The sequence below is a fragment of the Thalassotalea litorea genome, assembly GCF_005843925.1.
Taxonomy (GTDB): domain Bacteria; phylum Pseudomonadota; class Gammaproteobacteria; order Enterobacterales; family Alteromonadaceae; genus Thalassotalea_A; species Thalassotalea_A litorea_A.
Genome location: NZ_VCBC01000004.1, coordinates 128,456 through 154,407 on the forward strand (window position 1 = coordinate 128,456; position 25,952 = coordinate 154,407).

Sequence of the window (25,952 nt, forward strand, 5' to 3'; positions counted from 1 at the left end):
TCCCTGACACTACAGGGAATCTATCACCATAATTCCGCGAATAAATCTAAAGTGACGCTCAGCAGCGGTGTTCGTTAACTCTCGCGATTGTCTGGTTAAGGAATTGTCTGGTTAAGGAATTGCCTGCACCATTGTGGTGCGCACGATTATTTCTAGTGCAAAGGTTTGAACATAAATGCCGAAAAAGCAGGCATTTCCATAGAAATACCGGTAAAAATATAAAAATTAAATTGGCGCAAGAATTGCTTTAATAATAATGATTTCAAATAACATAAATGATTTAATATGGCCGTTCAAACACCTATTCGTGGACTCAGATCTTTTTGTATTGCCGCTAAGTGCTTAAGTTTTAAGCATGCTGCTGGGCAACTTTTTCTCACCCCCTCTGCAGTCAGTCATCAAATAAAGCAGCTTGAAGATCAACTAGGTACCGATCTATTTAAGCGTCAGACTCGAGCCATCGAACTTACCAATGCTGGCAAGCAATTTTATAAAGCTGTGCAGCCAATTATTACCGATTTAGAAACGACAATTTCTGACTTTACCAATAGTCAGCAAAACAAAACTATCGTCGTCAGTCTTCCGGAATTTTTTGCCAGTGAATTGTTTGTACCTAAACTAAGCGAGTGGACGGATTTAAATCCGGAAATTAACCTGCAACTCGAAACCGCTAAAGTTGGGGCAACGCCGGCGAAGGGTGATTTAAGCGTGGTGCTGGCAAACGGTAAGCCAAATGGCAGTATCGTTACTGATTTATTTCCACTGCGCTATGTACCGGCTTGTAGTAAGCGCTTATATCGTAAATTCGCAGCCGAGGGCTACAAGGCGTTAAAGAGCGTTCCATTGATATTACATCAGTCGCGACCGTGGTCCTGGCATCAATGGGCGGAAAGAGCAGGGGTCGTAGATTTTGATCCAAAACAGATAATTCAATTCGATAGCATGTTCGGTTTGGCACGTGCAGCCCAGCAAGGGATGGGGATCGCGTTGGTTCCTATGCCTATTAGTCAAAGCTGGTTTCAAGAGCAACACCTTGTACGCCTGTTCGAAGAAGAATTAGAAACGAATGACCGTTATTATCTGTTACAACATGAAAATATTGAAAATTCGAAAGAACTCGAAACGTTTGCCGACTGGGTAAAAAACGCGTTTGCACAGTACCGCTAACCAATTAGTTAATCTTCAGTTAAACAAGAGAACTTAAATAGAGCGCATCCTGTTAATTAGGGTGCGCTTTTTTTATGCCCGTATTTTATGCCCGTATTTTATGGCAGTAGCTGAAGCTTGCTTTTAAACCTTACTCTGACACGACGACAGAGCTGTAAATGTCCTGCAACTGTGTGTCGGCCTGGCTTTCGCCATCAACGCTGTGTGCACAACGCCGAGAGTGAATTAATTTCACTTTAGTGCGACAACATTTTTCGTTTGTCAGCTTCCCCCACTTTTCACTAAAGTTGCATTGTCGCCAATCAGATAGAGGTGACAAACGACATGATTAAAACCTAGAGGAGGAAAACACTATGTCGAACAAGATACTAAACAAGAGTTCAAACAAGAATTCAAACAAGAGGTTAAACAAGAGCAACTATTCGTATAAAGCGTTATTGCTGTCTATTTTAACCGCATCTGCTGCCGCCGAGGCATCTGAATCATCAGAGCTATCAGCACTGGAACAGCCGTTTAAAGTTGCCGTTGTGAAAAATGCTCCGGGTAGCAATGCCATCGTTTCTGGAGAGTTTGCCGTCGGTGCATCAGAACTAACCTCTTCTGAAATGGACAAGTCTCAACATTTTGAGAAGGCTATGGGATTGTGTGCTTTACATATTAAAACCGGCGAGTATGCGGTTGCGAAATCTGCCTGTAGTGAGGCGGTAACTGCGGTATCCGGTTTTGAAGATAGCCATATATCGCGAACTTTGTCGGCAATGGCTTATAGTAACCGGGCAATTGTGAAGTACTTCACTCACGATACCTTAGGCGCGTTTACTGACTTTAGTAAAGCTCTGGAATATAGCAGCGATACTATCGTTATGGACAACTTAACACGCTTGAATGTCGCGTATTTGAAATCTCAGGTAACTCCTTCTTCCGAAGCAGCACTGTCTTCGGGTTTGGCTGAATAAGCTTGCGGTCAAAATAATGTAGTAAAGGATAAAGGTTTAAAATATGCCCTCTCAACAACGAATGCGAATGGTTGCAGTTCAGCCATTCGCTCTTTGTAAAATGGCGTGCAAGGAATATAACCGACAAGTTTATACTTAGGCTAAATTACTTACCACTTACCACTTTCATCTCACCACTTATCACTTTCATCTCACCACTTATCAGTTTTCCGGCTCTATTCTGGCTCGACAAAAAATTTATTGTGTTGCAGAAATTCATCTTCCAGTGCATCTAACATTTCCTCGTTTAACGGCTCGTTACTTTGCATTGGTTGTGAAATTTTGTGATTTTCTTCGGCCCATTCGCCTAAGTCAATGAGTTGACAGCGTTTTGAGCAAAAAGGACGGAATTGGTTTTCAGTTTTCCATTCAACTTGGTTTTTACAGGTAGGGCAGTTTACGATGGTTGGCATTGCTATACTCCGTGCAGAACATAGCGAGATTCTATCTAATTTCTGTGCTCACGTTAAGTGCTAGATTAATTCATTCATTAAGGACTGGGTTGCGTACTATGTCAAATAGCAGATTAACTGGTGACATAAAAAGCTGTGTTAAGCGCTAAATATGACTACATTCAATTATTAGCATTTGGCTAATTTAAACGACACTTTGTCGTTAATATATTGCTGTCCTTTTTGCGCACATAGTTCCATGAATCGTATCGAGTAACGGAACCGATTGCCACTGACACTCGGGAAGTAATCAACGCCTTTATTTATTTTTAAGCGCAATAGTGAAAGACCTTCACCGGTATCCTGATAGAAACTATTACTCGATTCAATTTGCTCAAACTCAGATTTTTGACGGATAAATTTTAACACTAAAGATAAGGCATTTTCTAAGCAACTAAGCTCTGCTAGCCAGCGATTAATATCTTCACGGATTAAAATTGGCGGTTGATGAAACCAGAATGTCAGAGCGGGCAAATCAAAGCCAGAATACGCTCCTTGCAGGGTAAATCGTTTGCGTAAACCATCGAGAAATTTATCATTCTTCAAATCTGTCCATAAAGGATTTTTAGAGCGAAAAATCGTCGAAAGGGCTTTTGCCTGATGTAGGTTTGTTTGCAAGGTTTTGTTATCAACATCGGGAGATTTGCCCCAGGCTGTCAGGTTTCTCTCGAGTTTTTCCAAATCTTTGATGAGATCGCCTCGGATGTCATGGCGATCCAACGCATCCAAAATGGCAAATAGGGCATTGAAAAATAGTGGGTAGCTATTTTCGAAATCGTCATTAAGGCAGCCGTGCACCTGCTCAAACAATTGTTCTAGCTTCAGGTAGCTACGGATCCTCTCATTTAAAGGATGCTCGTACAGTATTTCAGACATAGGCTATTTATTCTTATTATTTTTCGCGTATCTGGGGGAATATCGCAACTAACTATTAAACTTTGAAGGTTTATAGCAATTCTTAGCAATCGATGAATTATCTCACTCATCAAGTCACCAAATTTTTTCAGAATTGCTATGATCCACACCGGATAAATCAACGCATTGAATTAACTTAACAATTTTTTAATACATGGAACAGTAAAAATTGCTTAAAAAGTGATAAATCTGAAAATTTTGGAGAATAATTTAGAAATTGTCAGTTTATCGAATGAGAATTGGTAACTGACTGGTAGCATTGTGATTTTATCAGCATAGACTTTGTTCGTTTGTGACTTTAATTAGCTGTGATTATATAAAACTGTGATTATATGAAGCTTGGATATATGAAACTTGGATATATGAAGCCGTGATTGTATTTGGAGTTGGCTACATTGGGAGTTAGCTGTACTTGGAGTTAGCCGCACTTTGAGTTAGCCGCACTTGAATTAGCTGTAGAGCGACATTTTCTTGCAGCCATATTTGGCATCGGCTGTCGCTGTTTTAGCATTGACTATCTCAAAACGGTAACCGACGTTTGCCGACTTTACCATAGACTGTGGTGCCATTTTACTCACAAAACTCATAAACCGTTTGTCTTATTATTGGCTAATCAGTTTGATAAATTCTCGATGCAGGTTTTCTACTTTATTGAGCAATAAATCTTGCTCTCCGGTGTTATTCGCAATCACATAGTCGGCATGATTTAGCCGCTCTGCACGGCTTAACTGCGATGCCATAATCGCCTTGATTTGGGTTTTATCATTATTATCCCGAGCCATGGTTCGCTGAAGTTGCTCATCTTCACTAATATCAACAACTAAAACTTTATCGACGGACTGGTAGAGACCATTTTCGATTAATAGTGGCGCCACTAACAGACAATATGGGCTTTTGGCGTTTTGGCACTGTACTGAGATCTCTGTGCGGATTAACGGATGAAGCAGGGCATTCAACCAGGCTTTTGCCTGAGGCTCCTTAAACACCTTTTTGCGTAGCTTAGCGCGATTTAACTGACCGTCCGCCAATAGATAATCATCACCAAAATGTTTTTTGATTTGGGTTAATGCTTCAGAGCCTTTTTCTACAACCTGACGGGCAACAATATCGGCGTCAACGATGTCGATATCATAACGGCTAAAAAGGTTAGCGACGGTGGTCTTGCCGGAGCCAATGCCGCCGGTTAAGCCGATGATGAGATTAGACAATTGAATTCCCGTGAGTTGCTATTGATTGAGGTTATATAAGAAAAGGGAGATAGGTGTCAAGGAGGCGAGGTGACAAAGGTGTCTAAAGGTGTCTAAAGGTGTCAAAGGTGTCAAAGGTGTCAAAGGTGTCAAAGGTGACGAGGTGTCAAGGGAGTCGAGGTGTCAAGGGAGTCGAGGGTGTCGAGGGAGTCATTGGGCGCGTAATGCCCAATCATCGCCAGGTGCAATCTTCGATTGCGTGTCAGTAATAAAGTCTTCGATTCAGCAAGAGGTTTTTGTACCCGAAGCCAGTGGACGTACCCGTAGGGACGTGGAATTCACGTCCCGTACTCGCAACAATCTTTGATTGTGTACCCGAAGTCAATGCTGTTTGTTGGCGTACCCGAAGGAGCGTATATCACGCTCCGTACCCCTACTAAAGCGCGCATATCACGCTCCGTACCATCCTTTTTATTACACCAACATCCCTAGATACCAGGACCAAATCCCTTCACCCCATAATGCGGTGATCCAGCCGGCAATGGCTAAATAAGGGCCAAAAGGAATGGGTTTCGAACCTTCATGATTACGAAATACCATCAGGCTAATGCCGATAATCGCACCAACCAAGGAGGCCATTAATATCAATAACGGCAATAACTGCCAACCAAACCAGGCACCGAAAACAGCAAACAGTTTAAAGTCGCCATAGCCCATACCTTCTTTACCGGTAACGAGCTTAAACAACCAGAACACCGTATATAAGCTCATATAACCGACAATTGCACCAATCACTGCGGTTTCAATATCGACAAACATGCCATTTACGTTGAGCAATAACCCAAACCATACCAATGGCAGTGTGATTTGATCCGGCAATATCATTTTATCGAAATCAATCATAGTCAGTGCGATTAAGCACCAGGTCAATACCAGCATGGCCAGTGTTGTCCAGGTGACCCCGTAATGCGCGGCAATAACCACAGACAACACACCGGTTACGAGTTCAATCAGTGGATAGCGCACAGAAATTGATTTGCCACAGGATGAGCATTTGCCTTTCAAAAATAGCCAACTGATAACCGGGATATTTTCCCAAACTTTGATTTTATGGCCACAGTGAGGGCAGGTGGAAGCAGGTTTTGATAACGATAGAATCTGATCTTTATTCTCTTGACCACTCGAGCCTGGTTCTGCCTTTGATGCCCTGAGTGCCTCGCTACCTTTATCATTTAACTCTTCTTCGAGCAGTTCGCGACATTCACAAAACCATTCCTGCTCCAGCATTTTTGGCAGGCGATAAATTACCACATTTAAAAAACTGCCAATAATAAGGCCAAGCAGTAATACTGCGCCATAGAAAATATAGGGAGAACTTTCGAATAAAGCTTCGAATAGGGAAATTGCATCGGAAAACAAAATACATTCCTTGATAAAAGAACCGGGTAAGCATTTTTCTCACCCAGGTAAAAGAAGTAAAAATGGTGAAATAAAACTAAATTACAGCACCAATCTGGAATATTGGCAGGTACATAGCGATAATCAAACCACCGATAACCACACCTAATACCGCCATAATCATTGGCTCAAGCAGCGCCGTTAAACCATCGACGGCATCATCCACTTCTTGCTCGTATACGTTTGCGACTTTTGCCAGCATATCATCAAGGGCACCGGATTCTTCCCCAATGGTCACCATTTGAATCACCATATCCGGGAATATATTGGAGTTTCGCATCGCCAGGTTCATTTGCATACCAGAAGATACTTCGGTGCGAATTTCCTGAATCGCATCACGATAAACCGCGTTACCGGAAGCACCGGCCGCAGAATCTAAGGCATCGATTAAAGGCACACCGGCGGCAAAGGTTGTTGATAAGGTGCGGGCAAAACGCGCCACAGCGGCTTTATCCAAAATCATCCCGATAACCGGGATTTTTAATATCGCGCGATCCACTTTGTCACGAAAATCCTGGCTCTTCTCATGGGTTTTCTTAAACAGATAACCGGCGACAAATAATCCGGCTAACACAAAGTGCCAGGATGCTATCAGCATATCGGAAATGCCAACTACAAATAGGGTAAAGGCTGGTAATTCTGCATCAAAACTTGCAAATATTTCAACGAATGTCGGCACGACTTTAATTAATAGTATCGAGGTTACAATGGCGGCAACAACGATTACCGCGATTGGATAAGTCATCGCTTTTTTAATTTTAGATTTTAATGCTTCGGCTTTTTCTTTATATAAAGCAATACGCGCATATATGGTTTCTAATGCACCGGATTGCTCACCCGACTCTACCAAATCACAATAGAGATCATCGAAGTATTTTGGATGTTCACGTAGTGCTTCCGATAAAGGAATACCAGCTTGCACCCGCGCGCCGATATCACCTAACAGTTGTTGTAACGCCGGTTTCTCTGAACCCTTACCGATCATTTCTATGGATTGTACTAAAGGCACACCAGCCCCGAGCATAGTCGCAATTTGCCGGGTTAATATGGCGATATCTTTTGCGTTGATTGGCTTGTTGCCCCCTCCGAGACCAAATAACGGTTTGGGTTTTTTCTTATGCTTTAATGGGGTTATGCCCTGTGCGCGCAATTGCGCTTTTAGTTCGCCAATATTGGATGCTGATAGCTCGCCTTTTACTTTCTTCCCTTTACGATTCACCCCTTCCCAGACGAAGGTATCCAGCTCTTTAACTTTTGGGGCTTTTTTTGCTGCAGTCACTGCCATGGTATTTACCTGTTATTCTGTTTATTGTGCGGGGGCAAATAAAATCTATGTTTTAGTTTTTAGCGCTTAATTACTATTTATTTTAGTAATTGTATTTTCTTGCTTTTCAAGCATACATTTTTACCTTTAGTGAGTTACTTTCTAAGATACAACACTATTTTCTATGCCGTTACCCTGGTCACTTCCGCGAGACTGGTAACACCCGATTTTGCTTTTAATAATGCCGATTGTCTAAGATTATTAAACCCTTCTTTTTGCGCCTGATTGGCAATATCCAACGAGTTACCGCCTTGCATAATAATCTCTGCGGTTTGTTCCGATATTTTCATCACTTCATAAATACCGACCCGGCCCTTATAACCGCCGGTACATTCATCACAACCAACTGGCTTGTAGATGGTTAAGTCTTTTAAGTCTTCTGGCGCAAAGCCAATCTCTAATAACGCTTCGTCGGTTACCTGATCTTCGGCTTTACAGTGATTGCAAAGGCGCCTTGCTAAACGCTGAGCGATAATCAAGCTCACCGAGCTGGCAACGTTATAAGACGGAACCCCCATATTCAACAAGCGTGTTAAGGTTTCTGCTGCGGAATTTGTATGTAGGGTCGATAATACCAGGTGACCGGTTTGCGCCGCTTTTATCGCAATTTCAGCGGTTTCCAAATCCCGGATCTCACCAACCATCACAATATCCGGATCTTGTCGCAGGAAGGATTTTAGCGCGCTGGCAAAATCAAGGCCGGCTTTATTATTTATTTGTACTTGATTGACCCCTTCCAGGTTAATCTCCACCGGATCTTCGGCGGTAGAAATATTGCGCTCTTCGGTATTAAGAATATTTAAACCGGTATACAAGGAAACCGTCTTACCCGAACCAGTTGGGCCGGTAACCAGAATCATCCCCTGCGGCTTTGATAACGCGTCCATATACATGGCTTTTTGTTCCGCTTCATAACCCAGGATATCGATACCCAGTTTGGCACTGGAAGAATCCAAAATACGCATCACTACTTTTTCCCCCCACATGGTGGGCAAAGTCGAAACACGAAAATCAATCGCTTTGTTCTTGGTAATATTAAGCTTGATGCGGCCATCTTGCGGCACCCTGCGCTCGGCAATATCCAGCTTTGACATCACCTTTAACCGTGCGGTTAAACGGCTGGCAAGTCCAACCGGCGGGGTGGCAACTTCTTGTAACACGCCATCAATACGAAAACGGATACGGAACTTTTTCTCAAATGGTTCAAAATGCAAATCCGATGCGCCTTTTTTTATCGAATCTAGCAATATCTTATTGATATACACCACAATCGGCGCATCGTTTTCACCACCACCTTCGTCATCTTTTTGCTCGGTTTCGGCAACATCAATGCCACTAAGCTCTTCAGAGTCTAGATCGGTTATCTCAAGTGCTTCCGCTTCATTGTCCAGAAACGATTCAATGTGCTTTTGTAAACTATTTCGTTCGACTAGTACAAATTCGGTGGTTAATCCGGTATTAAACTGAAATTCTTCTAGGGCATCGTGATTGGTGGGATCCGCTACCGCAATATGCAATACGCCAGCACGCAAATACACCGGCATAGCTTTATGTTTTTCTATCAGTTTCTGATTGCGCAGCCCTTCTGGCAGGTTTTCTAAATCAAACGATTTAATATCTACCAGTGGATAGCCATAACTTTTCGATAAGGTTTTGGCGATAGTCATTGCATCAATCTTTAATTCATCGGCGATATAATCGAGCACCGATTGTTTTGATTGCTGGCAAGCTTTAAATATTTCCGCTGCCTGTTGCTGACTGATTAACTCGGTGCGAACAAATTTGGATAATAGATTTGTTTGACGATGAAGTCCTTTCATAGATTTTATACCCCTGAAACCATGAAACCAGTGTACCGAATTTCAGATATAAAAAAAGCCCCTTTAGGGGCTTTTTAGGTCTTAAATTATTATTAAGGTGCTGCTGCAGCTGCAACAGTAGCATCACATGCGCCAGCGGCTACACATGAACCACTAGCTTCCCATGTAATAGTTCCACCAGCTACAGTACCAGTCATAATATAAGTTAAATCACCAGCGGCAGCTGTGCCAGTACCTGTGATGCGAGGTGCAGCTGCGGTACCGTCAAGCGCAACTGACAATAAATTTGCAGTTGCAGTTGAATTGTTGGCTGGAATACCTGCAGTACCAGGTGTATGACAAGTAGTACCACCAGTTTGAACACAAACCTCTATGGCTGTTTTTACTGCACCAACTGCAGTCGTTACTTCAGAGAAGCGAGCTTTACGCGTGTAATCCTGATAAGCAGGAAGAGCTATCGCCGCAAGAATACCGATGATCGCAACTACGATCATTAATTCGATAAGGGTAAAACCCTTGTTGTTTTTCATAGTTTTCATATTAAACATCCATTAACGTTATTTTTATGTTTAGGGGGCCTTTTCTAATATGCTTGATTTTTAAATGGCTGTAAAACGATTTTTAACAAAAAATTAGCTTTTGGAGAAGAAAGTGTACTGTTTGCTGAAAAAATCAACGCTTGTAAAGGTGTGTCATTGTTTGTTTATCTAAAAAAGCTGCAATATTAGTAGGTTAACTGATAAGGGGTAGCAGTTAATAAAAGCAAATTTGTACAAAAGTGTAAGATAAATTAAGGGAGTAGTGGTGAATGACAGCGCTGGACAAAGGGGATCCGGAGGAAAATAAAGAAAACGGTGTTTAAGGGGGCAAAAGAAAACGGTGCCTAAGGGTGTCGAAAGAAAACTGTGCCTAAAGGTGTCTGAGGGTGTCTAAGGGGGTCGAACGGTGACAAAGGCACTCCGTCATCCTGGCGAAAGCGGGGCTTGTGTAATTGAGGGGGCAGGTTGCGGTTACAGCCACAGTTTACCGAATAAACTAAAAAGCTGGGCTTCTAAGTTGTACTAGCCAAGTCGCTAACACTGAGCCCTGAAACCTTGAACCTGAATCCTAAACGGCGTTTTGCCGTTTAAACAAACCGCATCGACAGATCGATAGCTTTTACGTGCTTAGTTAACGCGCCCACCGAGATAAAATCGACGCCGGCTTTGGTATATTCTTTTAAAGTTGCCAGTGTCATATTGCCGGAAACTTCCAGTTTGGCTCTGCCCTGATTAATCGAAACCGCTTGTTCAATCATTGCCGTCGTAAAATTATCTAGCATGATAATATCGGCACCGGCATCGATGCCTAGAGATAACTCCTCCAGGCTTTCCACTTCCACTTCCACGGTTTTCCCTGGAAAGTTTTGTTTCGCAGTGGCAATGGCCTCAGGGATACCTCCACAGGCGTTGACATGGTTTTCTTTAATTAAAAACGCATCGAACAAGCCAATTCTATGGTTATAACCACCGCCGCAGGTAACCGCATACTTTTGTGCACTGCGCAAACCCGGAATGGTTTTACGGGTATCTAGTAAGCGGGTATTACTGCCTTGCAGCTCTTTAACATATTGAGAGGTGATAGTGGCGGTGCCGCTTAACGATTGCAAAAAATTAAGGGCGGTGCGTTCGCCGGTAAGCAGCAGTCGGGCATTGCCGGAGATTTCACACAGAGTGTTATTTGCTTTTACTGACTGTCCGTCATTAACAAACCAGGTGATTTTTGTGTCTGGAAGTGCTGCTTTGGCATCAAGTTGTTTAAATACTTCATTAACCCAGGCAACACCAGCGATAACACAGTTTTCCCGGCAAATAATGGTTGCCACGGCATTATGATCCGCAGGGATCAGGCTTGCGGTAATATCCCTGTCAGCATCTGCGATTCCGCCTAAGTCTTCCGCTAACGCTAACGTGACACTCGTTTGGATATCTTGGTTCAAGTGGACCTGCATAAAATTCTCGCGTGTTAGTAATTCTTGGGTACGTTAAGGTGAAGGTACTTACCTTTCTGGCTGAAATCTAATTGCTTGAGCGCACTCATGCCGAGCAGAATTTCCTGACCATCCATACCGGGGTTAATATTGGCGCGCACATTATATAAGTTTATATTACCGATACTCAACTCATCTATGGTGGTTGCATACACCCGCACTGAACCATTGGCGGTTTGTACGCGATGGCTTCCTTGTCGTTCCAGACCATATCGGTCGGCGATTTCCATTGGGATCGATACACTGGTGGCGCCAGTATCGAGCATAAATAAAGCATTTTGTTGATTAATCGTGCCTGCCGTCACATAGTGACCATAGCGGTTTCGTTCAAGTACCACCTGTTCATCGCCACTGGCGTTCAATCGTGATTGAGGTTTTTGATTTGGGTTCCAATCTGCGTCCAGTTTGCTTTGAAAAAACCACACCATTAATAACAGACCGATGATCCATGCCATCCAGATCATTACCTTACCGAATTTTTGACTATCATCCTGCTTTTGCATATCCCACTCTCAGATTGTTAATTTTAGCTTTGACACGGAGTTACATACTCGAATCAGGCACTTGAATCAAACACGCGAATCACCACCATAGCCAGAGAAAAACGATAACCGACGGTTGTACATCACCATTGTTATACTAAACGCACAAATCGACTATACGATTTCACTATTTATTATTTTTCTATTCCTATTTCTATTACGATTTCATCGATTCACTTTGCGGGTGATTGTTGCACATTGATTCACACAGCAGTATGGTGCAATAATTCTGTGTCGTAATTTCCCACTATATCCGCTAATGATAAAAAATTACACTATCAATCAGGGCTGGTTAGCCGACCAAGACCATTTTAGCCAAGGGGTTGAATCGTCCGATATTCGCCAATGTCCTTCTCCTTTTTATGATGAAAGGGAAGGCGCTGATATTAGTTTACTCGTCGTCCACAATATTTCCTTACCCCCAGGACAATTTGGCGGTAACTATATTGACCAGTTATTTACCGGCAAGTTAAACCCGAAAGAGCATGAATACTTCCAGGATATTTATCAATTTAAAGTATCTGCCCATTGCTTAATTAAGCGAAATGGCGATGTCGTGCAATACGTGCCGTTTGAAAAAAGAGCCTGGCACGCCGGTGTATCGGTATTTAATGGCCGCAGTAAATGCAATGATTTTTCCATTGGCATTGAATTAGAAGGCTGTGATGATGTGCCCTATACCGAAGTCCAATACCAGCAACTTGCAGCAATTACCCGAGTGCTACAAAAACACTACCCATTGATTGCCAAAAATCATATCACTGGCCATTGCGATATTGCGCCGGGTAGAAAAACCGATCCGGGTGAGAGTTTTAATTGGTCACACTATTTCTCATTGCTGAAATAACCGATGGGTTTCCTTGCTTTCGATTAGGTGATTGTCCAGTTCCGCAGCTAAACTAAAGAGATTATTGATAAATTCTAAAGTTTAAGGAATTGTTTCTGGTAATCCTGCCATTCTGCTTGTAGAATTTTTGTTAATCATGATGAAAATAACATCACTATATAAGTAGGGTTTTCAATGACTTTAATTAGCTTGCTTATTGCTTTGGCAGCAGAGCGGATTTTACTCTCCAAATACTGGCAGTTTAATTTTTACTTCGGTCAGTATGTTGGTTTTGCCCGTGGCTTTGTTTCCAAAGGTGAAATTAGCAAGAATGTTGTGAACCTGGTTGTGTTTGCATTGCTCCCCGCCTCACTTCTTTCTATTATTCTGTGGTTTTTCGACAATAGCCTGATTCACTTTATCTTTGTCACCTTGGTATTGATTGTCTGCATTGGCAGTCAAAGAATACGTGATAGTTATAAAAACTATTTAAATGCTGCGATGCGCGGCGATCAGGAAGCGGTGATTCTGCATCAGGATGAATTACAACAAGGTCAGCAATTTGAGGGTGAAAGTTTTGGGCAGACGCTCGTGTGGATGAATTATCAATACTATATGTCTTTGATGCTGATTTTCACCTTCTTCGGCATTACTGGTGTGGTGTTTTACCGTCTGCTTGTTGCCGTTGCCAACCATAGCGGCGAGATGGATGGGGAGAGTTTCTTACCGCAAACTGCGGCAGAAAACGCCCAAAAGATTCTGTTTTATTTAGACATTATTCCAAGTCGCGCGGTCGCCTTTGGCTATATGCTAGTCGGACATTTTTCGAAAGCTTCGACATTGTGGCTTGAAGGCATGCTGAACTTTAAACAGGCGCCGCGTCAGTATTTATGTGAAGTTGCCGAAATCGCAGAAGATTATCAAATTGATGATGAAGACTGCACAGCGGAGCCATGTCTTTTAGTGCGTCTTGCTAAGCGCAATGTATTGTTGTTGCTCGCTGCAATTGCCTTTATGACCATTGCCGGTGTTGCTCACTAGAATAAGTTTCTGCATACAATGCCGCTACAGGTTTACTTCTTTTCGTTGTCGTAAAGCAGATCCCCACTTTCGTGAGGATGACGTTAAAACGTTTGGATGACGTTAATGCATTTGGATGACGTTAAAGCGTTTGGATGACGTTAATGCGTTTGGACGACATTAGGCGCATGATTACAATGAGCCGTCACATGACTGCGAACTGATTTCAGTCGCCCCTTACCTTTACTTTCCTATTGCTATTCAATGCTGGATAAGGTCTCTCGTGTTTTTTAATTATGCGATAGATCCCCACTTCGTGAGGATGACGTTAAGGCGTTTGGATGACATTAAGGTGTTTGGATGATGGCAGCATTTGGAAGACGTTGAGGCGGTCGGGTGACATTGGAGCGTTTTGTCACAATTAGCCGTCCTATGACGGTGGCGCGTTAGATTAGAATGGGTCATTGAAATCTTGGGGTGAACTCCTGGGATTAACGCTCATGCACTGATCGTGCTTCACCTTGATTTAACCGAATTTGCCGACACCTAAACTTTATATAACCTAAATTTTCTCTACATTGCGTTTATATAAGCTAAATTTTGTCCACATTGCCTTTATACAACCTAAATATTCTCTGCATTGCTTTTATCCAATCGAATTACAATTCATAGCACCTTTAGATATCATTTTAGCAGGCTATAACGCAGTAAAAATTGGTCTGACCATTATGTTTTTTCGGTATAATTACCCTCCAAAATATCTTTATCTCCCTAGCGATTGTGTCGCAAAATTTTACATGTCGAAGATCTTCTGTTATGTTTTAACCTAGAAATTTCAATATTGGTAAGACCATTTAACCAATGTAATTGATGGTTGTATTTGATATATCAGTCGACATCAATGGACACAGGATGAAGCCAATGGCCTACAAGAAGATACAGCAAGCAAAAATCTCTGATGTCATTGTTGAGCATCTTGAAGGCATGATTTTGGAAGGCAGTCTCAAGCCCGGGCAAAAGTTGCCACCGGAAAGAGAGCTTGCGGAGCAGTTTGAAGTGTCTCGGCCTTCGTTGCGTGAAGCCATTCAAAAACTGGAAACGCGAGAATTGGTTTATCGTCGCCAGGGTGGCGGTACTTTTGTCAATGATACATTGCTAAGCGGCATGGGCGATCCCATGTTTGATTTGTTGGCCAAAAAAGGCGAATCCCAATATGACTTATTGGAATTTCGCCATGGTATCCAGGGTATGGCTGCGTATTATGCGGCAATGCGAGGCACCAAAGCGGATTTCGAACAGATCCAGAAAAAGTATGATGCAATGGCGGACGCGCAGATTGAAAACACCACAATCAGTGAAAATTTTCATGGTGAGGCCGTTGCCGTATTTGATTTTTATCTGGCAATTTGTAACGCGTCCCATAACGCCGTGTTGTTACATTTGTCGCGCTCAATGTCGACCTTGTTGATTGATAACATTGAGAAAAACCTGATGGTTCTGGCCAAACGTCCGGAAGTGCCAGGAAAAATAGCCCATTATCGCAAACGTTTATTGGAAGCCATTATAAGTGGTGAACCGAACAAAGCCTGGGGTGCCAGTCATAAGAATCTGGCATATATAGAAGAAGTATTATTAAAGCTCGGCGATGAAAATAGCCGAGTTAAGCGCTCTTTAAGACGCTTACAAACCGTATAGTTACTCGGTTTGGTTAATTTCTTAAAGACTTAATTTTTAATGGCGAAACTTAAGACAGTTGCGATATTTCAACTATCTTTAATACAAAAATTTTGCCGGTATTTTTTATAATTTGGAGTTAGAACGTCGTTATGTCTGAGATCCTCAACCACGATATCGATCCGCAAGAAACACAAGAATGGCTTGAGTCCATGGAAGCGGTGCTGGAACAGGAAGGCCCTGAGCGAGCACACCAACTACTTGAAACCCTGATTGACCGAGCTCGTCGCAGCGGTACTCACTTACCATTTGATGCAACAACTGCATACGTCAATACCATCCCAGCTGGCCAGGAACCTAATATGCCTGGCGATCTAACCATCGAAGCACGCATTCGTGCAGCGATCCGCTGGAATGCGTTAGTCTTGGTATTAAGAGCCTCGAAAAAGGATCTTGAACTAGGCGGCCATATTGGCTCATTCGCATCTTCTGCAATGCTTTACGATGTGGGTTTTAACCACTTCTTTAAAGCGGCAACAGAAAAAGACGGCGGCGATTTTATTTTCGCCCAGGGTCATATCTCTCCGGGTATCTACTCCCGTGCTTTTGTTGAAGGCCGATTAACCGAAGAGCAAATGAACAACTTCCGTCAGGAAGTCGATGGTAACGGACTGTCTTCTTATCCGCATCCTCATCTAATGCCAGACTTCTGGCAATTCCCAACCGTATCTATGGGTCTTGGTCCATTACAAGCGATTTATACGGCTCGATTCTTAAAATATTTAACCGATCGTGGCATTAAAGATTGTTCTGAACAGCGCGTATATTGCTTCTTAGGTGATGGCGAAACCGATGAGCCTGAATCATTAGGTGCGATTGGTCTGGCATCTCGTGAAGGTTTAGATAACTTAACGTTCGTGATCAACTGTAACCTACAGCGTCTTGATGGCCCGGTACGTGGTAACGGTAAAATCATTCAGGAACTGGAAGGTACCTTCCGCGGTGCTGGCTGGGAAGTAGTTAAAGTTATCTGGGGTTCATACTGGGATGCACTATTGGCCCGTGATACTTCAGGTAAACTATTACAACTGATGAATGAAACTGTTGACGGTGAATATCAGAACTGTAAAGCCAAAGGCGGTAAGTACACCCGCGAAAACTTCTTTAACAAATATCCAGAAACTGCTGCACTCGTGGCGAATATGTCCGATGAAGACATTTATCGCTTAAACCGCGGTGGTCACGATCCGGTGAAAGTTTACTCGGCATACAAAAAAGCAATGGAAACCAAAGGCCGTCCTACGGTAATCCTGGCGAAAACGGTGAAAGGTTTTGGTCTTGGTGCATCTGGTGAAGCGTTAAACATTGCCCACAATGTTAAGAAGATGGACGTTGATTCCATCAAGCAATACCGTGATCGTTTTAATATTCCGGTCAGTGACGACGATATCGCCGATCTTCCTTTTTACAAGTTCCCGGAAGATTCTGCTGAATACAAATATATGCTAGAACGTCGCACCGCCCTTGGTGGTTCATTACCCGCGCGTTTAGAGCAAGCGGAAGAAACGCTGGAAATTCCAAAGCTTTCCATCTTCGATGCCATCTTGAAAGGTTCTAACGGACGTCAAGTTTCATCAACGATGACGTTTGTTCGTGTCCTTAACAGTCTCCTAAAAGATAAGAAGATTGGTAAGCGTATTGTTCCTATCATTCCGGATGAAGCCCGTACTTTTGGTATGGAAGGTCTATTCCGTCAGGTTGGCATTTACGCCCACGAAGGACAAAAATATGTTCCTCAGGATGCTGATCAGGTTGCTTATTATCGTGAAGATAAAAAAGGCCAGGTACTGCAGGAAGGTATTAATGAATTAGGTGCGATGGCCTCTTGGGTTGCATCAGGTACGTCTTATTCAACCTGTAATACCACCACTATCCCGTTCTACATCTATTACTCAATGTTTGGTTTCCAACGTGTAGGCGATTTGGCTTGGGCGGCTGGTGATAGCCAGGCACGTGGTTTCTTATTAGGCGCGACTGCCGGTCGTACCACATTGAACGGTGAAGGTTTGCAGCATCAGGATGGTCATTCTCATGTTCAGGCGAACCTGATCCCGAACTGTGTAACTTACGATCCAACCTATGGTTACGAAGTTGCAGTGATTGTGCGTGAAGGTTTACGTCGTATGTATGAAGAAAATGAAAATATCTTCTTCTACCTGACACTAATGAATGAGAACTACGAGCACCCGGCGATCCCTGACAATGCAGAAGAAGGCATTATCAAAGGGATTTATAAACTGGATACCGTGAAACCTGCCAAGGCAGCGAAAGCGAACGTACAGTTGATGGGCTCTGGTACCATTTTGGTTCAGGTCCGTGAAGCGGCGCGCATTCTTGCCGAAGATTTCGGCATCTCTTCTGATGTTTACTCGGTAACGTCGTACAACGAGTTGGCACGTGAAGGCCAGGAAGTTGCACGTTATAACATGTTGCACCCAGAAGCTGCGCAAAAAGTTCCTTACATCAGCTCGGTAATTACCAAAGATGCTGGACCTGCAATTTCTGCCACCGATTATGTTAAAGCTTATTCCGATCAATTACGCGCGTTTATCGATACGGATTACCGTGTACTAGGTACCGATGGTTTCGGTCGCTCTGACAGTCGTGCAAACTTGCGTCGTCATTTCGAAGTTGACCAAAACTATATCGTGGTTGCATCACTTTATGAGTTAGCGCTACGTGGTGATATTGAAATGAGTGTCGTAACCAAAGCGATTAGCGACTTTGGTATTGATACAGATAAAATCAACCCGCTATACGCGTAATTGACTAGTAAGGAAATTTAGATGTCAGATATTCAAGAAATTCTAGTCCCAGATGTCGGCGGCGATGAAGTTGAAGTGATTGAACTTTGTGTTGCTGTTGGTGATAGCGTCGAGGCGGAAGATGCACTGGTTAGTGTAGAAACAGATAAAGCCTCAATGGATATTCCAGCACCGATCGCTGGGGTTATCAAAGAAATAAAGGTTGATGTTGGTGCCAAGATCTCTGAGGGCGATTTAATCGTTATATTAGAATCAGCATCGGCAGGTACGAGCGCAGAAGCCAGTACCGAAACGACAGAAAGCGCAGCTGCCGCACCGGAAACAGTCGAAGCTCCAGCAGCTCCCGCAGCCAGTGAAGCGGTGGTTGAATCAGCGCCAGCGGCAACTGCAGCTTCGGCCGTCATCGATGTCCATGTTCCCGATATTGGTGAAGATGGTGAAGTTGATGTCATTGAAGTACTTGTTAGCCCAGGTGATGAAATTGAAGCCGAAGACGGTTTGATTACTTTGGAAACGGACAAGGCAACGATGGACGTTCCAGCGCCAGAAGCCGGTAAAGTTATCGATGTTAAAGTCGCCACCGGTGATAAAGTGAGCGAAGGTTCATTAATTATTACGTTGCAAACTGCTGGCGGTGCATCAGCACCTGCCGCCGCGCCTGCGCCGAAGGCTCCTGAAACTAAAGAGCAAACGGTCGTTGCCGCACCGGCACCGAAACCGCAAAAAGCGGCTCCGGTTCCGCACCATCCAAGTGCCGGCGAGCGTCAAAGCAAAGGCAATATTTACGCGTCACCTTCTATCCGTCGCTTAGCCCGTGAATTCGGCGTTGATCTTACGGTAGTAAAAGGTACGGGTAGCAAAGGTCGTATCTTAAAAGAAGACGTTCAGTCTTTTGTTAAATACGAGTTGTCACGTCCGAAAGCGACGGCAAGCAGCGGTGTTGCAGCAGGTGCTGGTGGTCTACAAGTGATTGCCCAGCCGAAAGTTGATTTCAGCAAGTTTGGTGAAGTTGAAGAAGTTGCGTTAACTCGCATCCAGAAAATTTCTGGTCCTAACTTGCACCGTAATTGGGTAACTATTCCGCACGTCACGCAATTTGATGAAGCGGATATCACCGATGTTGAAGCATTCCGTAAACAACAAAATGTGATTGCAGAAAAGCAAAAGCTTGGTTTTAAAATCACGCCTTTGGTCTTCATCATGAAAGCGGCCGCCAGCGCATTACGCGCGTACCCGGTATTTAACTCAAGTTTGAGTGAATCCGGTGAAAGCCTGATCATGAAAAAGTACGTTCATATTGGTGTCGCAGTAGATACCCCGAATGGTTTGGTTGTCCCTGTTGTTCGTGACGTTGATCAAAAAGGTATTCACGAGTTATCGAAAGAGCTATTGGAAATATCCATGAAAGCTCGTGAAGGCAAGCTTACTGCGAAAGATATGCAGGGTTCTTGTTTTACCATTTCCAGCCTTGGTGGGATTGGCGGTACCGCATTTACGCCGATCGTCAATGCGCCGGATGTGGCCATCCTTGGTGTTTCTAAGTCAGAAATGAAACCTAAATGGAATGGTAAAGATTTTGACCCAAGATTAATGTTGCCGTTATCGCTGTCTTACGATCACCGTGTTATTGATGGTGCTCTGGCTGCGCGCTTTACTGTGCATTTATCGTCGGTAATGTCTGATATTCGTCAATTGATATTGTAACCTGCAAGGTTACATGCCAATAGCTCCAGCGATGCAAGTTTGGCTGGAGCTTGGCGAAGGGCGTTATAGATAGTACTTATTACCAATATTTGTCGCGAAAGTTGGCGAAAATTTGTTACACAAGGTACACTTGGCGCGCGAAAAATTTCGTGTTTGGTTCAATCATAAACGTTTTTAATCTTTAAAAATGCACTCTGTTGAACGGAACATTATTTAAACAATTAAAGTTTAATTGAACAAAATCTAGTCTCGCTGAGCGTTAAGCGCCGCGAGCCAATATAAAAAGTTTGAGGTTAACATGAGTAACGATATTAAAACTCAAGTCGTTGTTTTAGGTTCTGGACCTGGTGGTTATTCTGCGGCGTTCCGCGCAGCTGATTTAGGTTTAGACGTAGTATTAATTGAACGCTATGCCACTCTGGGTGGTGTTTGTCTGAACGTTGGTTGTATCCCTTCTAAAGCATTACTTCATGTTGCCAAAGTAATTGATGATGCAAAAGAGATGGCAGATCACGGTGTAACCTTTGGTGAGCCGAAAATCGATATCGATAAAATTCGCGGTTGGAAAGAGAAAGTTGTGGGTCAGCTTACCGGCGGTTTAGCGGGTATGGCAAAACAACGTAAAGTTACCACCGTAAATGGTTTTGGTAAATTTACGGGTCCTAACAGCATTGTTGTTGAAGGTGAAAGCGGTACAACTACCGTAAACTTTGATAATGCTATCATCGCAGCCGGTTCTTCTGTGGTTAACTTGCCATTTATACCGACGGAAGATCCTCGCGTTCTTGATTCTACGGGTGCACTAGAGCTAGAAGACGTACCGGGCGAAATGTTGGTTCTTGGTGGCGGTATTATCGGCCTGGAAATGGGTACGGTATACAGCACATTAGGTTCTAATGTATCGGTTGTTGAGTTTGCGGATCAGCTAGTCCCTGCAGCCGATGCCGATGTCATGAAGATTTATACTAAGTACGTGAAGAAACGCTTCAACTTAATGCTATCAACGAAAGTTGTAGCAGTTGATGCCAAAGACGACGGCTTATATGTGACGTTTGAAGGTAAGAACGCACCAGAAGGTCAGGTACGTTATGACAAGATTTTAGTTGCGGTTGGTCGTAAGCCAAATGGTCATATGATTGACGCAGACAAAGCTGGCGTTAACGTTGATGAGCGTGGCTTTATTAATGTTACGAATGAATTGCGTACCAATGTAAATCACATTTTTGCCATTGGTGATGTTGTTGGCCAGCCGATGCTAGCGCACAAGGCGGTTCATGAAGCTCATGTTGCTGCTGAGGTTATTGCAGGTAAGAAGCATGTATTCGATCCTCGCTGTATCCCTTCAATCGCATATACCGATCCGGAAATTGCATGGGTTGGTGTTACTGAGCGCGAAGCAAAAGAACAAGGTTTAAACATTGAAGTAGCAAACTTCCCGTGGGCAGCCTCGGGTCGCGCCATTGCATCTGCTCGTACTGAAGGTAAAACTAAGCTTATCTTTGATAAAGACAGCGGTCGTGTTTTAGGTGGTGCGATTATCGGTATTAATGCCGGTGAAATGTTAGGTGAAATTGGTTTAGCCGTTGAAATGGGCGCCGATGCGGAAGATGTTGGTTTAACCATTCATGCTCACCCGACACTGAATGAATCCATTGGTATGGCAGCTGAGATCTTTGAAGGCTCAATTACCGATTTACCCAATGCCAAAGCTGTTAAGAAAAAGAAATAAAAACAAACGTTTTTAGTCAAAAGCCAGGTTATCAACCTGGCTTTTTTGTTTCGATAACATAGGAAATGCCTTCAGGCATTCGCCACCTTTGACGCTAAAGGCTAGGTCGCAGGTTTCAGGCTGCAGAAAAAGCAACAAAGGCTTTTGACTAGTCATCTTTCGACACCTTTAGACACCTTTAGACACCTTTCGACAGCTCTCGGCGACACCGCTTATTCCGTCGCCTGAATCTTATTTAAGTAAGGTCGGGTTAACGTTGTTGCGAAAATGATGTAACCACAAGCCATCGCAACCTGAATTAAACGGGTATAAAATTTTTCATCGGCATCAGCATTACCAAGGGTGGCAGAAGACACCAGAATAATCACCGTTGTCATCGCCATGGCATAAATAGGGGCTAATGGCCTTGCCGAGAAAATAAGCCCGCCAAAATACAAGAACAACAATAAAAACAATAAAATAAGGAAGCTGTATTGAGGTACCATCACTAGGGTGGCATAGATAAGCATGGCAAAAATACCGCCTATGCTATTGCCTAACAATAATGCTTTTGCCCCCTGAATTCCTACCAGTAAATTTGGCTTTTGCGCCAATATCGCCACAAATACCAGCACTAAAATTGCATTGCTCAAATCCAGCATTAAAAACATCGTTAATACTGGCATGATAATAATGGTGGACAGATATGCCAGCTGCAAGCGTGTTTGTTTGGGGAGGTTTCGTTCAGCCTGTGCCGCCTTTTTGGCATTCACATAGCTAGTGCCGGGCTTATCGGGAATAAGCTCATGGGCCATCATAGTGATCACTAACGCCATTAAGCAGGAAAAGATAAACCCATAGGTAACTTCAATAACGACGGCCTGATGGAGCAATGCTAATAGCGGAATAATAGTAAAACCGATTAACAGCATGGTGATCACAAATTCATTGCCACCACTATGGCTCCAATAGGATAACCAAAAGATAAGTAACAAACTTACCAGCATAAATACCACAGGGAAAGGAAGTAAAAATCGGGTCACTAATATGCCCGAGGAAAACGCCACCACCACAATCAGGAATATATTTCCTAAGGTTTTGAAAGGAACTTTGGGTTTGTCCGTCGCCAGAAATTTTGATGCCAGCACAGGGCAAAGAAAGGCCAGCGGCCAGTTATAGCCAAACGCAATGGCAATCGCTGCACCTAAGCCGACGACGAGGCGTATGGTGCGAATTGTATTAACCGGGTAAGACCACAAAAACCTAGTAAACATAAGACATAAAAGTCGTCAGACGCATATACAGTTTGCCAATGCTATTAAGAACGATATTGCTACCGGTGTAGGTGATTACGTCCGCCTGACCACCTTCGCGAAGAAAGCCACGAACGTCTTCATCTTTAAAAACAATCACAACAATAAATCGTTGCGGATCTCGCATCCAGCCTTTGGGTTTTTCTGGGGTAGACAGCTCTCCAGGTTGGGTTTTATCAAAACTGACACCGTAACCGACCGATTTAATTTGCCCTTTAAATATTTTACCTGGCGCCGAATCGAGAACAATATCTACCTCATCTCCTTCTTTAATATTACCGAGGTTGTTTTCCCGGTAAGAAGCTTCAATCCATGCCACATCGGTGGAAATAAAAGTCATGATTTTTGCACCGGCGGCGGCGAAATAGCCAACATTGACTTTGGCATAGGAAACGACCCCATCGCTGGGGGCCATAACCTTAGTTTTAGATAGTTGTAGTCGGGCGTCTGACAATTGGGTGATAGCCGTTTGAATTGCTGGGTTGTCTTTCCCTGAAGCCCCTAACTGTTGCTTTGCCTGTTCATAAGCGGCTTGCGCATTGGCTATTTCCAGTTCCGCCTGAGTCACGGTACCGCGTGTTTCATCCGCTTGTGCCGTGGAAATGATACCTTGTTGCTCCAAGGCAAAGATCCTATCGGCATTTTCGTTTATCGTGTTTAAATTGGCCTTAGCCTTTTCCAAAATGGCCTTCGCTGAGGCAACATTGGCGGTACTGGCTCCAACATCCTGACCTGCCTGCTCTAACGCTGCTTCGGCTTTTTCAACCGCCAGTTCATAATCTCTGGGGTCTATTTCAAATAAGACGTCGCCCTTTTTGACGTGCTTATCACCGCCGACATGAATCCTCGAAATCTTCCCGGAAACTTCGGGCACAATTGGGATCACAAAACCTCTGACCCTCGCTTGATCGGTTATTGGGGTCAAGCGATCGCTGGCGATATACCAAACAAAGTAAAGAGCCGCGATGATCAGAATAATCCGGGTTAGACGATTGGCCAGATCCGGCTTGGATTCTTCCTTATCCGCCTTTTCATCAGATGTCACATCCGTGGCTGTTTCTGCATTCGTCAAAGCCGATTTATTTTCGTTGTCGATACTGTCTTCATTACTCGTCATGGACCACCTTTAAGGATTATTGTTTTTGTTTAACATATATAACGGCTTAGTCGGAGTAGGGTTTTTCGATTTGTATGGTCGAATGCTGTAACCAATGCATGGTTAACTTATAGCCAAGAGACAGCACTACGGCACCGACAAATAACCCTATGATCCCCGATAGCAACATTCCGCCGATGGCTCCCAATAAAATTACTAGCATTGGGATATCAATGCCTCGACCCAGCAACATGGGTTTTAATACCGCATCACTAAAGCTAACCAGAAGCGCCCATATCAAGAAGATAGTCGCAGGCGTTGTTGTGGTAATGGAAAAGTAATAAGCGGCGATAGGACCCAGTACCAGGAGCGGTGGAAGTTGTACGATTGCCAGAATCAAAACCAGCAGTGCCCATACACCAGCGCCGGGGATGCCGGCGACAAACATACCGATACCGGCGAGTAGTGCCTGAATGACCGCAATGCCAAGAATGCCTTGAGCGACGCTACGAATGGTGGCAACAGAATCAACAATCGCCGTTTCGCCGTTCTCTGCCATGATGCGATTAAAAACCAGACGTGATCCATATAAGCATTTTTCATGGTTAACTAGCATCACCGCAGCAATCAGTAATGAAATGATAAATTGCAGCACCGTGCCGCCAATTCCGGCGATGGTGCTAAAGAGGGCTTCTGTGAGCGACTTGAATGCGTCGGAATGTTCAACGACAAAAGCTTCGAAGTTAGTCGATGCATGCCCCCAAATTTGATAAATTTTCTCACCGACCAGAGGCCAGGATTTAACCGCATCCGTGGGTTGTGGCACCTTAAACGTTCCTTCTTTAATGCTTTCGGAAACGGTTTGCACGCTGTCGATAGTAGATGCGGAGATATTGATGGTCGGCACCACTAACAGTGCAAGCCCAAGGATGGCAATAATTAATGCCGCCAATTTGTTACGACCTCCCAATGCACCGCTAATCTTTGCAAAGAAAGGATATAAAGCAATGGCAATGATGCCGCCCCACAATATCAGCATAATAAACGGTCGTAGTATCGCGCTACACCAAATCAAGACAATAAAAATAGCCGCCAATTTGATTGCTGTATCTATCATCCGCCGGGTAAAACGTAAATCTTGTTCGGTCAGCTCGGGCTGATTTTCAGGCTGTTCACTTTTAGGATCTGTCATTGTTTTGCTCTCTATGTGAATGTGGGGCGGTCATACGGGCGCCAACCAGACTGGCCACAAGAATCGCCAGATAAAACTGGCCTACGATTGCTTCCATATAAACCAGAAATTGTGTGATCGGGGTAGAAGGTGAAATATCACCAAAACCTAATGTTGTAATGGTTACAAATGAAAAATACATAAGATCCGGTAATAACTCATACCATTGTAAATCTGCCTCTATGCCGTTAAATGCGCTGCCAGCAAATAGTTGCATTAGCGTATACAGCAGCCCCCAAATCATTGCCATAAGTAGGTAAAGACAAATCGACCCCAGAATGTTATTCCAGGTTACGGAACCAGAAAACAGAACCTGAGTAGCGGTTTTTTTCGCCGTTATCAGGAAAAACAAAAGCATAATGAACAGTTGTAAGAAGAGTTTATCAATACTTTCAAGGTAATAGCTTGCGAGAGAGGTTAGGATAATTACAACGGGAAAAACAAGGCCACGACGAAAAATGTAGTTTTTGTCATGGGCCCCCCAGACCGCTACCAGTAGCGTCACCACGGTGGCAGACTGCATCAATCGCTGCATCTCTCCGGCAAAAAATTGCTGCGCAAGCGCCATCCCTGCCAGCAACATCACCAAGGCTACGATTAAAAAGATAAAATTATCCTGTTGAGAGATTTTTCTATTCAAATCAGAAGCCTGAAGGTAGTCAAAAT

23 protein-coding genes are annotated in these 25,952 nt (G+C 43.6%); 8 read left to right on the forward strand and 15 right to left on the reverse strand.

What is annotated here, in order from left to right:
- Positions 1 to 285: 285 nt before the first annotated feature.
- Complete coding sequence (locus tag FE810_RS04290; RefSeq protein WP_138318801.1) at positions 286 to 1,167, forward strand: LysR substrate-binding domain-containing protein; 882 nt, start codon at positions 286 to 288, stop codon at positions 1,165 to 1,167.
- 353 nt (positions 1,168 to 1,520) lie between these two features.
- On the forward strand, positions 1,521 to 2,123 hold the full coding sequence (locus FE810_RS04295; RefSeq protein WP_138318802.1) for a hypothetical protein: 603 nt from the start codon (positions 1,521 to 1,523) through the stop codon (positions 2,121 to 2,123).
- 215 nt (positions 2,124 to 2,338) lie between these two features.
- Here the strand turns inward: FE810_RS04295 and yacG are convergent, their stop codons facing one another.
- From yacG to FE810_RS04340, 10 genes are all read right to left on the reverse strand, one after another.
- Entirely contained in the window at positions 2,339 to 2,575 is a 237-nt protein-coding gene (gene yacG / locus FE810_RS04300; RefSeq protein WP_138318803.1) for a DNA gyrase inhibitor YacG, read from the reverse strand.
- Between the two features lie 168 nt (positions 2,576 to 2,743).
- Positions 2,744 to 3,490: a cell division protein ZapD gene (locus tag FE810_RS04305; RefSeq protein WP_138318804.1), complete on the reverse strand. Its 747-nt coding sequence runs from the start codon at positions 3,488 to 3,490 to the stop codon at positions 2,744 to 2,746.
- A gap of 488 nt (positions 3,491 to 3,978) precedes the next feature.
- Positions 3,979 to 4,116, reverse strand: a complete 138-nt coding sequence (locus tag FE810_RS17050) for a hypothetical protein (protein ID WP_171022256.1) — start codon at positions 4,114 to 4,116, stop codon at positions 3,979 to 3,981.
- A gap of 15 nt (positions 4,117 to 4,131) precedes the next feature.
- Positions 4,132 to 4,737, reverse strand: a complete 606-nt coding sequence (gene coaE / locus FE810_RS04310; RefSeq protein WP_138318805.1) for a dephospho-CoA kinase — start codon at positions 4,735 to 4,737, stop codon at positions 4,132 to 4,134.
- A 453-nt stretch (positions 4,738 to 5,190) separates the two neighbouring features.
- Entirely contained in the window at positions 5,191 to 6,135 is a 945-nt protein-coding gene (locus FE810_RS04315; RefSeq protein WP_281278317.1) for a prepilin peptidase, read from the reverse strand.
- A 76-nt stretch (positions 6,136 to 6,211) separates the two neighbouring features.
- Positions 6,212 to 7,459: a type II secretion system F family protein gene (locus tag FE810_RS04320; RefSeq protein ID WP_138318806.1), complete on the reverse strand. Its 1,248-nt coding sequence runs from the start codon at positions 7,457 to 7,459 to the stop codon at positions 6,212 to 6,214.
- Positions 7,460 to 7,620: 161 nt separating this feature from the next.
- A complete protein-coding gene (gene pilB, locus FE810_RS04325; protein WP_138318807.1) occupies positions 7,621 to 9,318 on the reverse strand; it encodes a type IV-A pilus assembly ATPase PilB in 1,698 nt (565 codons plus the stop codon).
- A gap of 92 nt (positions 9,319 to 9,410) precedes the next feature.
- Positions 9,411 to 9,866: a pilin gene (locus FE810_RS04330; RefSeq protein ID WP_281278318.1), complete on the reverse strand. Its 456-nt coding sequence runs from the start codon at positions 9,864 to 9,866 to the stop codon at positions 9,411 to 9,413.
- Positions 9,867 to 10,444: 578 nt separating this feature from the next.
- Positions 10,445 to 11,308 carry a carboxylating nicotinate-nucleotide diphosphorylase gene (nadC, locus tag FE810_RS04335; protein ID WP_138318808.1) on the reverse strand — a complete coding sequence of 288 codons (864 nt, stop codon included), beginning with the start codon at positions 11,306 to 11,308 and terminating at the stop codon, positions 10,445 to 10,447.
- Positions 11,309 to 11,322: 14 nt separating this feature from the next.
- Positions 11,323 to 11,850: a retropepsin-like aspartic protease family protein gene (locus tag FE810_RS04340; protein WP_138318809.1), complete on the reverse strand. Its 528-nt coding sequence runs from the start codon at positions 11,848 to 11,850 to the stop codon at positions 11,323 to 11,325.
- Positions 11,851 to 12,148: 298 nt separating this feature from the next.
- Here FE810_RS04340 and ampD point away from each other — a divergent pair, with 298 nt between their 5' ends.
- The 6 genes from ampD (at position 12,149) to lpdA (ending at position 21,667) form a co-directional block, all read left to right on the forward strand.
- Positions 12,149 to 12,736 carry a 1,6-anhydro-N-acetylmuramyl-L-alanine amidase AmpD gene (ampD, locus tag FE810_RS04345; RefSeq protein WP_138318810.1) on the forward strand — a complete coding sequence of 196 codons (588 nt, stop codon included), beginning with the start codon at positions 12,149 to 12,151 and terminating at the stop codon, positions 12,734 to 12,736.
- A gap of 174 nt (positions 12,737 to 12,910) precedes the next feature.
- Complete coding sequence (gene ampE / locus FE810_RS04350) at positions 12,911 to 13,756, forward strand: regulatory signaling modulator protein AmpE (RefSeq protein WP_138318811.1); 846 nt, start codon at positions 12,911 to 12,913, stop codon at positions 13,754 to 13,756.
- A 900-nt stretch (positions 13,757 to 14,656) separates the two neighbouring features.
- Positions 14,657 to 15,430 carry a pyruvate dehydrogenase complex transcriptional repressor PdhR gene (gene pdhR, locus FE810_RS04355; protein ID WP_138318812.1) on the forward strand — a complete coding sequence of 258 codons (774 nt, stop codon included), beginning with the start codon at positions 14,657 to 14,659 and terminating at the stop codon, positions 15,428 to 15,430.
- Positions 15,431 to 15,561: 131 nt separating this feature from the next.
- Positions 15,562 to 18,234: a pyruvate dehydrogenase (acetyl-transferring), homodimeric type gene (gene aceE / locus FE810_RS04360; protein ID WP_138318813.1), complete on the forward strand. Its 2,673-nt coding sequence runs from the start codon at positions 15,562 to 15,564 to the stop codon at positions 18,232 to 18,234.
- A 21-nt stretch (positions 18,235 to 18,255) separates the two neighbouring features.
- Positions 18,256 to 19,938 (forward strand): dihydrolipoyllysine-residue acetyltransferase, encoded by a 1,683-nt coding sequence (gene aceF, locus FE810_RS04365; protein WP_138318814.1) that lies wholly within the window; start codon positions 18,256 to 18,258, stop codon positions 19,936 to 19,938.
- A gap of 298 nt (positions 19,939 to 20,236) precedes the next feature.
- Positions 20,237 to 21,667: a dihydrolipoyl dehydrogenase gene (gene lpdA, locus FE810_RS04370; RefSeq protein WP_138318815.1), complete on the forward strand. Its 1,431-nt coding sequence runs from the start codon at positions 20,237 to 20,239 to the stop codon at positions 21,665 to 21,667.
- Between the two features lie 12 nt (positions 21,668 to 21,679).
- On the opposite strand, the gene FE810_RS17055 is transcribed toward lpdA, so the two are convergent.
- From FE810_RS17055 to FE810_RS04390, 5 genes are read right to left on the reverse strand one after another with little or no spacing between them, the layout of a single operon-like run.
- Positions 21,680 to 21,823, reverse strand: coding sequence for a hypothetical protein (locus tag FE810_RS17055; RefSeq protein ID WP_171022258.1), 144 nt, complete (start codon positions 21,821 to 21,823; stop codon positions 21,680 to 21,682).
- Between the two features lie 56 nt (positions 21,824 to 21,879).
- Complete coding sequence (locus tag FE810_RS04375; RefSeq protein ID WP_138318816.1) at positions 21,880 to 22,920, reverse strand: DUF2955 domain-containing protein; 1,041 nt, start codon at positions 22,918 to 22,920, stop codon at positions 21,880 to 21,882.
- On the reverse strand, positions 22,910 to 24,076 hold the full coding sequence (locus tag FE810_RS04380) for an HlyD family secretion protein (RefSeq protein WP_138318817.1): 1,167 nt from the start codon (positions 24,074 to 24,076) through the stop codon (positions 22,910 to 22,912). Before FE810_RS04380 ends, FE810_RS04375 begins: the two co-directional genes overlap by 11 nt.
- A gap of 46 nt (positions 24,077 to 24,122) precedes the next feature.
- Positions 24,123 to 25,247: an AI-2E family transporter gene (locus FE810_RS04385; protein ID WP_138318818.1), complete on the reverse strand. Its 1,125-nt coding sequence runs from the start codon at positions 25,245 to 25,247 to the stop codon at positions 24,123 to 24,125.
- On the reverse strand, positions 25,234 to 25,926 hold the full coding sequence (locus FE810_RS04390; RefSeq protein WP_246036906.1) for a potassium channel family protein: 693 nt from the start codon (positions 25,924 to 25,926) through the stop codon (positions 25,234 to 25,236). The genes FE810_RS04385 and FE810_RS04390 overlap by 14 nt, the downstream gene beginning before the upstream one ends.
- Between the last annotated feature and the right edge of the window lie 26 nt (positions 25,927 to 25,952).